General features: G+C 34.3%; 16 protein-coding genes. All 16 read left to right on the top strand.

Features of this window, described 5'->3' with window-relative positions; genetic code table 11:
* Positions 1-92: 92 nt before the first annotated feature.
* The 16 genes from CHB72_RS03385 (at position 93) to tatC (ending at position 12,139) form a co-directional block, all read left to right on the top strand.
* Positions 93-1,097 (top strand): metal ABC transporter solute-binding protein, Zn/Mn family, encoded by a 1,005-nt coding sequence (locus tag CHB72_RS03385; RefSeq protein WP_089281462.1) that lies wholly within the window; start codon positions 93-95, stop codon positions 1,095-1,097.
* Positions 1,098-1,844 carry a metal ABC transporter ATP-binding protein gene (locus tag CHB72_RS03380; protein WP_089281461.1) on the top strand — a complete coding sequence of 249 codons (747 nt, stop codon included), beginning with the start codon at positions 1,098-1,100 and terminating at the stop codon, positions 1,842-1,844.
* Between the two features lie 20 nt (positions 1,845-1,864).
* Positions 1,865-2,716 carry a metal ABC transporter permease gene (locus CHB72_RS03375; protein ID WP_089281460.1) on the top strand — a complete coding sequence of 284 codons (852 nt, stop codon included), beginning with the start codon at positions 1,865-1,867 and terminating at the stop codon, positions 2,714-2,716.
* Between the two features lie 147 nt (positions 2,717-2,863).
* Positions 2,864-3,226 (top strand): ArsR/SmtB family transcription factor, encoded by a 363-nt coding sequence (locus tag CHB72_RS03370; protein ID WP_089281459.1) that lies wholly within the window; start codon positions 2,864-2,866, stop codon positions 3,224-3,226.
* Between the two features lie 133 nt (positions 3,227-3,359).
* Positions 3,360-3,662: an arsenite efflux transporter metallochaperone ArsD gene (gene arsD, locus CHB72_RS03365; RefSeq protein WP_089281458.1), complete on the top strand. Its 303-nt coding sequence runs from the start codon at positions 3,360-3,362 to the stop codon at positions 3,660-3,662.
* Position 3,663: 1 nt separating this feature from the next.
* Positions 3,664-4,551 (top strand): ArsA family ATPase, encoded by an 888-nt coding sequence (locus tag CHB72_RS03360; RefSeq protein ID WP_089281457.1) that lies wholly within the window; start codon positions 3,664-3,666, stop codon positions 4,549-4,551.
* Positions 4,544-5,455, top strand: a complete 912-nt coding sequence (locus tag CHB72_RS03355) for an ArsA family ATPase (RefSeq protein ID WP_089281456.1) — start codon at positions 4,544-4,546, stop codon at positions 5,453-5,455. Before CHB72_RS03360 ends, CHB72_RS03355 begins: the two co-directional genes overlap by 8 nt.
* 100 nt (positions 5,456-5,555) lie before the next feature.
* Positions 5,556-5,789: a hypothetical protein gene (locus CHB72_RS03350; RefSeq protein ID WP_089281455.1), complete on the top strand. Its 234-nt coding sequence runs from the start codon at positions 5,556-5,558 to the stop codon at positions 5,787-5,789.
* Positions 5,790-6,051: 262 nt separating this feature from the next.
* Positions 6,052-6,771: a metallophosphoesterase family protein gene (locus CHB72_RS03345; protein WP_089281454.1), complete on the top strand. Its 720-nt coding sequence runs from the start codon at positions 6,052-6,054 to the stop codon at positions 6,769-6,771.
* 139 nt (positions 6,772-6,910) lie between these two features.
* Positions 6,911-7,312: an arsenate reductase ArsC gene (locus tag CHB72_RS03340; protein ID WP_089281518.1), complete on the top strand. Its 402-nt coding sequence runs from the start codon at positions 6,911-6,913 to the stop codon at positions 7,310-7,312.
* Positions 7,313-7,664: 352 nt separating this feature from the next.
* The gene (locus CHB72_RS03335; RefSeq protein ID WP_089281453.1) at positions 7,665-8,000 is read left to right on the top strand and encodes an ArsR/SmtB family transcription factor; all 336 of its coding nucleotides are present in this window, start codon (positions 7,665-7,667) and stop codon (positions 7,998-8,000) included.
* Positions 8,001-8,395: 395 nt separating this feature from the next.
* A complete protein-coding gene (locus tag CHB72_RS03330; RefSeq protein ID WP_089281452.1) occupies positions 8,396-9,418 on the top strand; it encodes a molybdopterin-binding protein in 1,023 nt (340 codons plus the stop codon).
* 11 nt (positions 9,419-9,429) lie between these two features.
* Positions 9,430-10,665, top strand: coding sequence for a molybdopterin molybdotransferase MoeA (locus tag CHB72_RS03325; RefSeq protein ID WP_089281451.1), 1,236 nt, complete (start codon positions 9,430-9,432; stop codon positions 10,663-10,665).
* Positions 10,662-11,150 carry a molybdopterin-guanine dinucleotide biosynthesis protein B gene (gene mobB / locus CHB72_RS03320; protein ID WP_089281450.1) on the top strand — a complete coding sequence of 163 codons (489 nt, stop codon included), beginning with the start codon at positions 10,662-10,664 and terminating at the stop codon, positions 11,148-11,150. Before CHB72_RS03325 ends, mobB begins: the two co-directional genes overlap by 4 nt.
* Before the next feature lie 47 nt (positions 11,151-11,197).
* Positions 11,198-11,377, top strand: a complete 180-nt coding sequence (locus CHB72_RS03315) for a twin-arginine translocase TatA/TatE family subunit (RefSeq protein ID WP_089281449.1) — start codon at positions 11,198-11,200, stop codon at positions 11,375-11,377.
* A gap of 33 nt (positions 11,378-11,410) precedes the next feature.
* The gene (gene tatC / locus CHB72_RS03310) at positions 11,411-12,139 is read left to right on the top strand and encodes a twin-arginine translocase subunit TatC (RefSeq protein ID WP_242975016.1); all 729 of its coding nucleotides are present in this window, start codon (positions 11,411-11,413) and stop codon (positions 12,137-12,139) included.
* Positions 12,140-12,156: the final 17 nt, after the last annotated feature.

Genomic DNA, 12,156 nt, shown 5'->3' with positions numbered 1-12,156 from the left:
TTTAGGTTTACTTTTAGAGAAAAATGGATATAATAGATACTATAAATGCAAAAGGTTTGCATTTACTAAGAAGGATTTTAGGAGGTAAAAAGATGAAGAAAAAATATTGGAAATGTGGAGTTTTCATCCTAATCTTGGTTTATATTTTAATGGGATGCACTCCAAAAACTACAATAGAGGAAAGCAATTATGAGGAAATAGAGGTGCAAAGTGAAGAATCGATAATTGAGCCGGAAATTGAAGTGTATGCAAGCTTTTACCCTCTCTATGATTTTGCAAAGAAGGTGGGAGGGGAATTAGTAGATGCCCGTGTCATCGTACCTGATGGAGCAGATCCCCACAGCTTTGAACCATCTGCAAAACTGTTAACCCAACTAGAGGCTGCAGATGTATTTATATATAATGGGTTAGGGATGGAGCCATGGATTGAAGGTGTATTAGAGTTATTAGAGGGCAAGAATATCATTATTATAGAAGCCAGCAAAGATTTGGATTTGATAAAGTTTAGTAAAGGGGATGATCATGACCACGATCATGAAGAAGATGATCATGACCACGATCATGACCACGGGGAATACGATCCTCATATCTGGCTGGATCCTATTCATGTTATGGAAATATCGGAGAGAATAAAAGAGTCTTTTGTGGAGATAGACCCTAATAATATCGGTATTTATGAAGAAAATTTCATAGCATTTCGAAGACAATTAGAACAATTAGATGAAGACTTTAGAGAAGAACTGAAGGATTTAGTAAGAAGAAAAATTTTTGTATCCCACTCTGCCTTTGGATATTTAGCCCATAGATATGATATAGAACAAATCTCTGTAGCAGGAGTTTCTCCTCATGAAGAACCTAGCCCTGCAAGGCTAGCGGAATTGACGAAAAAGGCACAGCAGTATAATATCAAATATATTTTCTTTGAAGTATTAGCGAACCCTAGAACAGCAGAAGTGTTAGCTAATGAGATAAATTTAGAAACATTAATGCTATACAACATAGAGGGTCTAACAGCAGAGCAGAGACAGGCTGGAGAAGACTATATTTCTCTGATGTATAAGAATTTAGAAAATCTTAGGAAAGCCTTGGTGGAGTAAATGAATACGGTAGTAGAAGCGAAAAACTTATCCTTCCAATATGATACTGTACCTTTACTAAAGGATGTAAATTTTAGGATTTATGAAGGAGATTTTATGGGTATTGTTGGCCCAAATGGTTCTGCAAAAAGCACATTGGTGAAACTTCTGTTGGGGATACTAAAGCCCCAACAGGGGACAATTTTTTTGATGGGTCAACCTATAGAAGTTTTTCAACAATGGAATGAAATTGGATACATATCCCAAAGAGTGAGAAGTTTTAACGCTAGTTTTCCTGCTACGGTAGAAGAAATTATTGCCGCTAATTTATATCATGAAATGGGTTTTTTAAAGTTTTTACGAAAAAAGCATCATGAAGAAATAGAGAGGGTATTGGAAGTAGTAGACATGGGGGATTATAAAAAACGATTGATAGGAACTCTATCAGGAGGACAACAGCAAAGAATATTTATTGCTAGAACCTTAATTAGTAATCCTAAAATTATTTTTATGGATGAGCCTCTAGTGGGAGTAGACGTAGCATCTCAAGAAAAGTTTTATACCCTTATGGAGAAGCTCAATAAACAGTTGGGGATCACTCTAATTATGGTATCTCATGATTTAGGAGTGATTACAGAGCATACCAGCCGTGTGGCTTGTGTAGGCAATCAACAAGTATTTGTTCACTCTTCCAAAACATTTAATGAAGAGCAATATATCAAAAGCGTCTATGGTGAAAAGACAAAATTGCTTCTACATAGACATTAAGGAATAAAGGGGAAATGTATATGCCAGAGATCCTATCCTATGGATTTATGCAGCGAGCTTTCATCGCGGGTGTTATGGTGGCGTTAATATGTCCAACCATTGGAATATTTATTGTTTTACGAAGATTATCAATGATAGGAGATACCTTATCTCATGTAGCTTTAGCGGGAGTAGCAGCAGGAATGCTGGGAGGAATTTATCCAATTTATTCAGCGCTAGTATTTTCTATACTAGCTGCATTTGGGATAGAAAAGCTTCGAAAAGCCTATCAAGATTATGCCGAATTATCTATTGCAATTATTCTTTCTACTGGAATAGGCCTAGCAACGATCTTAATAAGTATGGGCAGTGGAAATGCCGCTATTTTTAGTTATTTATTTGGCAGCATCGCCTTGGTTTCCAGTAGGGATGTCTTATTCGTGATGATCTTAAGCATTTTCATATTGGTTTCTACCATACTGCTTTATCGAGGTTTATTTTATATTACCTTTGATGAGGAGGCAGCAGGTTTATCGGGAGTACCAGTAAAATGGCTTAATCACTATTTTATTGTATTAATAGCAGTAACAATTGCTGTTGCTATGAGAATTGTTGGTATCCTTTTGGTGTCCTCACTAATGGTAGTACCGGTAGCCACCAGTCTACAGCTGGCTAAAAGCTTTAAAAGTGCTTGGCTTTACTCTATGGTATTTGGACTACTAGCAGTACTAATTGGTCTTACACTATCCTTTTATGGAGACTTGGCTCCTGGGGGAACTATTGTGATTTCAGGAGTAGTTATTTTAATGGTTACTATTTTTCTAAAAAGTATTATAAAGAAAAAAGAGGTTTCAAGTAGTGGTATGTCAATAACGAATAGCTTATCTAAATAATAAGCTATTTTTATTTTTTTTGAAATGAATATATTTGTTAACATTAGGTTAAATCTATAAAAAAAGCCAAATCCAGGGTTGACAAAATCCACTTATTAAAATACTATATGATTATAAATGAATATAAGCATGTTTTGAGGTGATAAGATGGATTTAGTAGAGATTTTTAAGGCATTGGGAGATGAGACGAGAATTAGAATTGTTAACTTATTACGTAAAGGAGAACTTTGTGTATGTGAGCTGGAAAGCATATTAAACATCACTCAATCTAATGCCTCAAGACACTTAAATAAGTTGAAACAGACGGGGATTATTATTTATGAGAAAAAAGCCCAATGGGTATACTATAAGGTAGATGAGAAGTTTATTCATCAGAATACACTATTATATGAGTTTTTAAATGAAGCCTTAGAGAATCGATATGAAGAGGATATCAAAAAGCTAGCACATTATAAGGAAAATACATATACCTGTGAAGTGTTATCCTTAAAAAGAGATGATAGCCAATAATTTATAAGATGGTTATCTTTCTAATAAATATAATAAAATTTTAATCCTAAATACTCTGACAAACAACCAGAGGGATTAATAAGGTAGATTTCTGCCACAATCATCATAAACAATTACAAGGAGGATGTTATCTATGAAAGTAGAATTTTTTGACCCACCAATGTGCTGTTCTACAGGTATATGTGGACCAAGCGTGGATGAGAAATTAGTAAAGGTAAGTGAAAATATCGATGTCTTAAAGAAAAGAGGCATAGAGGTGGAAAGATATATGATTTCTCAGCAGCCTTTAAAGTTTAGAGATAACCAAGAGGTATATCAGCTGGTGAAGGAAAAAGGCAAAGAGGTACTGCCTGTAACAGTTGTAAATGAAAAAGTAATCAAATATGGTGAATATCCTACACTGGAAGAAATAGAAAAAGCATTAGGAGCTGAATAAAATGGAAACAAAATTCATACTTTTTTCTGGTAAAGGTGGAGTAGGAAAGACTTCTATGGCATCTACTACGGCGGTTCATTATGGGGACCAAGGGAAAAAAACTTTGATTGTAACAACAGATCCTGCCGCAAATTTATCGGATGTATTTGAACAGGAAATTGGTCATAAAATTACTAAAATCAATGGGGTAGAAAATTTACATGCTATGGAAATCAATCCTGATAAGGCGACTGAGGAATACAAGGAAAGATCTCTTGCTCCCATGAGAGAGCTATTTGATGAAGATCTTATTAAAGTAGCTGAAGAACAGTTAAGTGGTCCCTGTACAGAAGAAATGGCGGCCTTTGATAAATTTATCGATTTTATGGATACCGATGAATATGAAGTGGTAATTTTTGATACAGCTCCTACTGGTCATACTATTCGACTTTTAGAGCTGCCAGTGGATTGGAGTAAACATATTGAAGCCAGCAGCAAAGGCAGTGGTCAGACCTGTATGGGACCTGTAGCTTTAATACAAGATAGCAAGAAAAAATATGATGATGCTATTAATAAGTTAAGGGATTTTAGTAGAACAGATTTTGTATTTGTTATGCAGCCAGAACAAACCTCTTTAGAAGAAACCATAAGATCATCTGAGGATTTAGAGGATATTGGAATAAAAACCACAAGAGTAATTGTTAATGGTTTGATTCCTAACGAAGAAGCCATTAACCCCTTCTTTAAAAAGAAGATTGATAGACAACAAATGTATGTTGCAAAAGCAAAAGAGTCTTTTCCTCATATATCTATACAGACCATGGAGCTATTTGATTCAGAACTAAAGGGTGTTGAAATGTTTAGAAAAAGTGGCAGCAAATTATTCAAGGGAAGTGGTCAAGATGAGTAAACTACAAACGATTCTTTACCCTCAAAAGGGAGATAGAAAAAACATCTTTTTTTCCGGTAAAGGTGGGGTAGGAAAGACATCAATGGCTTGTATCACCGCTGTTGAAACTGCACAAAAAGGATATAAGACCCTATTGATGACAACAGATCCAGCTGCTCATATTGGTAGTGTTCTAGATAAGTCAGTCACTGACGAAATTACAAAAATTGAAGGCATGGATAATTTATATGCTGTACAAATCGATCAAAAAAAGGCGACAGAAGAGTATAAAGAAAATGTGTTAAAGGATGCAGAAAAAAAATTTGACACTAGCACTGTTATGGCTATGAGGGAGGAATTGGATTCTCCCTGTACAGAAGAAATGGCAGCCTTCCAAAAATTTATAGAATTTGCTAGTATGGAAGATTTTGAAGTGATTGTATTTGACACTGCTCCTACAGGACATACCTTAAGAATGTTAGAACTACCAATGGATTGGAGTAAGCAAATCCAATTGAAGGCTGGAATTTCTATGGGAATTAGCGAAGAGGATCAGAAGCAGAAGGCAAAATTTGATAAGGTAATTGATATGATGAAGGATGAAAAAGCAACCACTTTTTCCTTTGTTATGTATCCAGAAAAAACACCAATTGTGGAGGCTCATAGGGCATCTAAGGAGCTAGAAACCTTGGATATTAGAACCCAATTAGTAGTAGCAAACCTAATTATCCCAGAAGAGCAGACTATTTCATCTTTTTTTAAAAACCGTAGAGATATGCAATTAAAATATGTTGAAGAAATTGGAGAAACCTTTAAAGATGCCGAATTATTAAAGGTTCCTATGTTTGAGGACGAAATAAAAGGTTTAGATATGCTTAAGGAAATTAGCAAAATAATATTCGATGGAGGATTAAAAAATGAGTGACAAAGTTAAGATAACAGTATTTGGAGTAAAAGATGAAGCAGCCCCAGCTTCCTGTGGGTGAGGTCCTGCCGTAGATTGTGGTTCTGGTCAGGACCCAACAATGGGAGATTTATATAATGAACTGGTAAAATTCATGGAAGATACAACCCTTAAGGATTCGGTTGAAATGCAGTTTGTTGATTTGATGGAAGATGGTTTGACAGGACATGATTATGCAAAGGAGACGCTAGATAAAGGATACCAATTGCCAATAACCTTTATCAATGATCAACCAGTATACACTGGAGGTATAGACAATAGAAAAGTATTTCTAGCCCTTAAAAAGTTTTTATAGGAACTATGAGAAAAAACTTATCTTTTGCATGAAAGTATGAATAGCATAGAAAATTTCAAGAAAAAATATTTGTATAATAGAGATCAAGTCATTTTTTGCAGAGTATGCGGGAAATGACTTGCTTTTTATACAGCACTTTGGTGTTTCAGATAAAGTCAATCTATAGACATTTAGAAGGAAGATTTTGTTTTTAACTTTATAAAAATGGGGAATATATTCAATAATGAGAAGATAAAGTTTGATGAGAAGGGGGAAAATACCCATGAAGATAGCTGTTATATCTGATATCCATGGCAATATAGAGGCATTAAATACAGTGTTAGAGGATATAAAAGTCCATAATTGTGATAAAATTATATGTCTAGGTGATTTAGTGGGATACGGTCCTCATCCTAATGAAGTAATAGAAAAAATTATTGAATCGAAAATATCTACCATTATGGGAAATTATGATGAAGCGGTAGGCTTTTATTTACCCCATTGTGGCTGCAATATTGATACAGAAGCTCGGAAAAGGCAAAGTAAAAACTCTTTGAAATGGACATCGGAAAATACAACAGAGGAACACAAAGCCTTTTTAAGGCAGCTGCCAGAGGAACAGGAGTATGAATGCCAGGAGAAAATCATCTACGCTACCCATGGCAGTCCCTTTGCTATCAATGAATATATTTATGGTCATCAAGAGGAAAGACTACAAGAATTGGCAGAGGAAGTAGAGGCTGATATTATTCTTTTGGGTCATACCCATATGCCTTTTGTTAAGAGGATAGGAGGCAAAACCATTATGCATCCCGGAAGTGTGGGAAAGCCTAAGGATGGAGATAATAGGGCAGGCTATGGCTTAATTGAGATTAAAGAGTCGATAGAATGTAAACTTGTAAGGGTTAGCTATGATATAAATAAAGTAGTTGAGGATATTAATCAAACCTCATTATTAAAGGAATTTGGCCTTATGTTAAGTTTAGGTAAAATGATCGAGTAACCAATTGACATAACAGGATATATTAATATATCCTATGTATAGAAGAAACACAGAAGCATATAAAGCAACAATAATTATTGTGAAAAAACCCTTAAACTATAGGTTAAAAATTCTAAAAGAAAAACTAGGAGGAGTATTGATGAAGCTAAAAGTAGCTTTTGTTTGCGTACACAATTCATGTAGAAGTCAGATGGCAGAAGGATGGGCAAAGAAATTAGGGAGTGATGTATTAGAAGTATATTCAGCTGGAACAGAAGATTATCATGAAGTAAAGCCTAGAGCAGTTGAAGTAATGGAAGAAGCAGGAGTAGATATGAGTGAACACTATCCTAAATTATTAAGTGATATTCCTGAAGAAGTAGATATTCTTATCACCATGGGTTGTAATGTAGTATGTCCATTTGTACCATGTAAGCATAGTGAAGATTGGAGTTTAACTGATCCCTCTGGTGGATCAGTAGAAGAATTTAGAAAAATAAGAGATATAATAAAAGAAAAAGTAGAGGATTTAACTAAAAGGGTAAAAAATAAGGAAATTTAGCCATGCTGTAAAAGGAAGAGGTCATAATAGACATGGTCTCTTCCTTTTCTTATAACCAATAGGAAATTATATACTGTGTACAATTGTAGATAAATATAATTTCCGTTATTGGTTTCAAAAAAGTCATCCTTTAAATCTTCCAAAAGTAATAATTTTTAAATCTACATTTAAAAATGCAAATATTGAGTTTAGGAAAAAAGATTAAATAGAGAATTTACATAATATATAGCTTAATGTATAATGAATACTTAATATAGATTAAAAGTATAAATAATGTGATACACTTAAAATATAGTGAATTTATATATACTAGGTAAAGACATAAAAATTTACCATGGAAAGGAAGCTTATAATGACAGTTGAAGTGAATAAAGAAGAAATAACAAGAAGAAGATTAACAAGCAAACTATTTAAAGGATTTGCTGACTATACAAGACTGGCTATCTTTGAGGTGTTAATGGATGGGGAAAAAACTGTATCAGAGGTAATTGAAGCTACAGGTGTGAGCCAATCAGTAATCTCCAACCATCTTAAATGTTTAAGAGAATGTGAACTTGTGTATGATCGACATGAGGGCAAGTATGTATATTACAGTATTCGAGATGATAAAGTAAGAGAAATTATTAATCTAGGAAAAGCAATTATTAAAGATGTTTCTGAAGAAAGATATCGATGTATTAAATATTAAAAAATGTTTCAAAATCACATAGAATAATTTTAAAATTAAATATTTTTTCAGATGAATAAGTCATTTCTACTAAATAGATAGGAATGCTTTTTTAAAAAGAATTTTTATAATAAATAGGCAATATAATTTATTAATAAGCATAGGTATTTGTATTTTGGTATAAACATAGAACCAAAAACATATCATCAAATTTAAATATGTTGATAAAAAAATAAGTCTTTGATATAATAGTGTCAAATTAGGGTTAACAAAGTAATTATTAAAAAAACTATTTCTTATGTATCTATTAGAAAAGAATAGAAATTAATTTGATTGAACGCATTTCATGCAATTATATGTTAAAGTGTTAACAAAAAAATGGTAGGTCCAATAGTTTAAGAACTGGAGGAAAAATGATGAAAACTGTAAAGACAGAAGAAGCTATCGGAATGGTAATAGGTCACGACATAACAGAAATTGTCCCAGGAGAATTTAAAGGCGTAGCCTTTAAAAAGGGTCATGTCATTAGGGAAGAAGATGTGGAAAGATTACTAAGAATTGGAAAAGAAAATATTTATGTTATGGAATTAAAAGAGAATGAAATCCACGAAGATCAGGCAGCCATCGCTTTAGGTAGTTTAGTATGTGGAGATGGGGTTTACTACTCTGAGCCTAGTGAGGGAAAAATTAACATCATGGCTGAAGATAAAGGTTTGTTAAAAATAGATAAGGAGCTTTTATATGACATCAATGATTTAGGAGAACTATGCCTTGCTACCATCCATGGGGATAGAATAATTGAAAAGGATGAATTGATAGGTGGCTGTCGTGTTATTCCACTGACTATTTCTAAAGATAAATTAGACAAAGCAAAGGGAGTGTTGAAGCATCAAAAACCGTTTATTGAAGTAAAGCCTTTTAAGGCACTAAAAATAGGTTTAATTGTAACGGCAAGTGAAGTGTATAAAGGTAGGATTAAAGATAAATTTGGTCCTGTCATTGCAAAAAAAGTTAAAGCCTTTGGTTTACAGATTACCATGAAAACGATTACCCCGGATGAGCTAGAGATTATAAAGAAAACAATTCTTCAATATAAAGAAGAAGGAGCAGAATTAATCATTGTCACAGGGGGCATGTCGGTGGACCCCGATGATAAAACTCCAGGGGCTATTAAAGCTACAGGGGCACAAATCATTTCCTACGGCACACCGGTGCTGCCGGGGGCGATGCTATTGATGGCTTATCTAGGAGATGTACCTATATTAGGCTTACCAGGTTGTGTAATGTTTGCCCACAATACTGCTTTTGATTTATTATTACCAAGAATATTTGCAGGAGAAAAAATTGTGCGAAGAGATATTATTAAAATGGGATACGGTGGTCAATGTTTAAAGTGCAATGTATGTAACTTCCCCAACTGTCCTTTTGGTAAATGTTAAGGAGGAAAGCCATGAGAATCAATATTACCTTAGAAGAAGCATTAGAAGTGCTATTAAAGGAAAGTACCATAACGGAAGCAGTTCATGTTCCCCTACTTGATGCACAAGGCAGTGTATTGGCTGAAGATATTGTCTCAGATATGAATATGCCTCCATTTAAGAAATCTCCACTAGATGGCTATGCTGTTAGAGCAGAAGACACTAAAGGGGCATCTAAGGATAGGCCTATTATCTTAAAGGTTATAGATTTTGTACCTGCTGGCTATATATCGGATAAGCAGTTAGGTAAGGGAGAGGCAATACGTATTATGACAGGAGCCAAAATTCCAGAAGGGGCCGATGTTGTAGTAAGGTTTGAAGATACGGAATATACAGAAGAAACCGTGACAATCTATCAAGCGTATTCTGCTGGTACGAACATTGTCAGAATTGGTGAGGATATGGAAAAAGGAGATATCGTTTTGCAAAAGGGGACAGTAATCGATGCTCCTGAAATAGGGATATTAGCTACTTTAGGAAAGGGTTATGTAGAGGTTTGTAGAAAACCACGGGTGGCTATTTTATCTACTGGAGATGAGCTATTGGACATTCAACAGCCTTTAATAGATGGGAAAATAAGAAACAGTAACTCCTATACCATTGCAGCTCAAATCAAGAAGCTAGGGGCTAAACCTTTGATGTTAGGTATATGCAGTGATGATATAGAGGCCATTACAGGGAAGCTAAAATCTGCATTAACCTGGGCTGATATTGTTATTACCACTGGAGGTGTTTCAGTAGGAGATCATGATTTAGCTAAGGAAGCCTTCCAAGAGGTGGGGGGTGAAATGTTATTTTGGCGGGTAAGAATGAAGCCTGGTACACCAATAGCTGTTGCAAAGAAAGAAGATAAGTTAATTTTGGGGCTTTCTGGCAATCCAGCGGCTGCTTACATTACCTTTGAGCAGTTTGTTAGACCTATCATTCTAAAGAAAATGGGGAGAACAAAATATCAGCTAATGGAGGTAAAATCCATTTTGAAAAGTGATTTCACTAAAGTAAGCAACCAAAATAGGTTTGTGAGAGGAAATACTTACTATAGAGATGGGAAGTATTATACAAAGCTTCCTGGAAAGCATAGCTCTGGTGTTCTAACAAGCCTTTCGGGAATCAATTCTCTTTTTTATATTAAAGCTGCAACAGGCCCTTATAAAAAGGGAGATGAGATAACTGTCCAGCTATTAAATCATCCGGAGGTGTTGAAATGATACCAGTATTTTCTATCGTTGGAAAATCTTCTAATACCGGCAAAACTACTGTCTTATGTAATATCATTAAAGTACTAAAAGCTAGGGGTTACAGAGTAGCCACTATAAAACATGATGTTCATGGCTTTGATATAGATCATCCCGGAAAAGATACTTGGAAGCATGGTCAGGCGGGATCAGATATTGTAATGATTTCCTCTCCTATTAAATTTGCAAAGATTGAAAAGGTAGAGAGGGAATATACTTTAGATGAAATACTAGCTGATATTAAAAATGTAGACATTATTATTACAGAAGGATATAAACGGGCTGACAAACCAAAGCTTGAGGTTTACAGAAAAGAAGTTACTGAGAAATTTTTATGCTCTGATGAAGAGATGTTTGCAATTGTCACTGATGATGAACATGGAAAAGCTATTCCAACCTTTGGCTTTCATGAGATTGAAAAGCTAGTGGATTTTATTGTAAAACTGTTTTTAAAATAAAACTTTATATAACAGCATTTCATTCTTAATAGAAGGGAGGGCATAGGATGGGAAGCTTAGGAGCTAAAGAATTAATATTAATTTTAGCAATTGCACTTGTGATATTTGGACCTGCTAAATTACCTGAAATAGGTAAAGCCTTTGGTAAATCCATAAGAGAATTTAAAACACATGCCAGCAAAATTTCAGAAGATGTTGTAGTAGACGATAAAAATGAAGATAAGTAATAAAAAAATTGATATAAGGAAGGAGGGTTTAAATTGCAGGAAGATATGAAACAAACGATTGTAGAGCACTTGACGGAGTTGAGGAAACGAATCATAATCAGTGTTTTAGCTGTTATTATAACCAGTGTTCTAAGTTATATCTATATTGATACTTTATTAGATTTTATTGTTCAACCGGCAAGTGGATTAGAATTTATTTATTTAAGCCCTCCAGAGCTCTTTTTAGCTTATTTAGAAATATCCTTCATTACAGGAATGATACTGGCTTCACCTGTTATACTTCTGCAAATCTGGATTTTTATTAAACCAGGCTTAAAAAAGCATGAAAGAAAATATTTGTTGTTCGCACTATTTATGGGGATGATCTTTTTTCTTATAGGGGCTAGCTTTGCCTATTATATGGTTATTCCTTTAGCCATCAATTTTTTTGTTGCCATGTCGGTACAGCAAATAGAGCCATTATTTTCTTTTGCAAACTATATTAGATTTATAAGTTCTCTTTTGTTGTCCTTTGGTTTAGTGTTTCAATTGCCTCTATTTATTATATTGTTGTCGCAGTTAAACTTAATTACCCCAAAAACTTTAAAGAAATATAGAAAATTTGTTGTATTACTTATCTTTGTTGTGGCAGCGATTTTAACACCTCCGGATATTGTATCGCAAGTGTTAATGGCAGGGCCAATGCTGGTATTGTATGAATTTAGTGTTATTATATCGTCTATCATCTATAGAAGAAAAAGAAAGAAAGCAGTAGAGGGATAAATAGGATTTTTATGCCT

The organism is Anaerovirgula multivorans (genome assembly GCF_900188145.1).
GTDB lineage: Bacteria > Bacillota > Clostridia > Peptostreptococcales > Natronincolaceae > Anaerovirgula > Anaerovirgula multivorans.
Note: the sequence above shows the minus strand (reverse complement) of the source record. Positions and strands in the feature narration are given on the sequence as shown.

Coding starts and splice junctions, on each gene's coding strand:
- CHB72_RS03385 (WP_089281462.1), top strand. CDS start 93: ATGAAGAAAAAATATTGGAAATGTGGAGTTTTCATCCTAATCTTGGTT.
- CHB72_RS03380 (WP_089281461.1), top strand. CDS start 1,098: ATGAATACGGTAGTAGAAGCGAAAAACTTATCCTTCCAATATGATACT.
- CHB72_RS03375 (WP_089281460.1), top strand. CDS start 1,865: ATGCCAGAGATCCTATCCTATGGATTTATGCAGCGAGCTTTCATCGCG.
- CHB72_RS03370 (WP_089281459.1), top strand. CDS start 2,864: ATGGATTTAGTAGAGATTTTTAAGGCATTGGGAGATGAGACGAGAATT.
- arsD (WP_089281458.1), top strand. CDS start 3,360: ATGAAAGTAGAATTTTTTGACCCACCAATGTGCTGTTCTACAGGTATA.
- CHB72_RS03360 (WP_089281457.1), top strand. CDS start 3,664: ATGGAAACAAAATTCATACTTTTTTCTGGTAAAGGTGGAGTAGGAAAG.
- CHB72_RS03355 (WP_089281456.1), top strand. CDS start 4,544: ATGAGTAAACTACAAACGATTCTTTACCCTCAAAAGGGAGATAGAAAA.
- CHB72_RS03350 (WP_089281455.1), top strand. CDS start 5,556: ATGGGAGATTTATATAATGAACTGGTAAAATTCATGGAAGATACAACC.
- CHB72_RS03345 (WP_089281454.1), top strand. CDS start 6,052: ATGAAGATAGCTGTTATATCTGATATCCATGGCAATATAGAGGCATTA.
- CHB72_RS03340 (WP_089281518.1), top strand. CDS start 6,911: ATGAAGCTAAAAGTAGCTTTTGTTTGCGTACACAATTCATGTAGAAGT.
- CHB72_RS03335 (WP_089281453.1), top strand. CDS start 7,665: ATGACAGTTGAAGTGAATAAAGAAGAAATAACAAGAAGAAGATTAACA.
- CHB72_RS03330 (WP_089281452.1), top strand. CDS start 8,396: ATGAAAACTGTAAAGACAGAAGAAGCTATCGGAATGGTAATAGGTCAC.
- CHB72_RS03325 (WP_089281451.1), top strand. CDS start 9,430: ATGAGAATCAATATTACCTTAGAAGAAGCATTAGAAGTGCTATTAAAG.
- mobB (WP_089281450.1), top strand. CDS start 10,662: ATGATACCAGTATTTTCTATCGTTGGAAAATCTTCTAATACCGGCAAA.
- CHB72_RS03315 (WP_089281449.1), top strand. CDS start 11,198: ATGGGAAGCTTAGGAGCTAAAGAATTAATATTAATTTTAGCAATTGCA.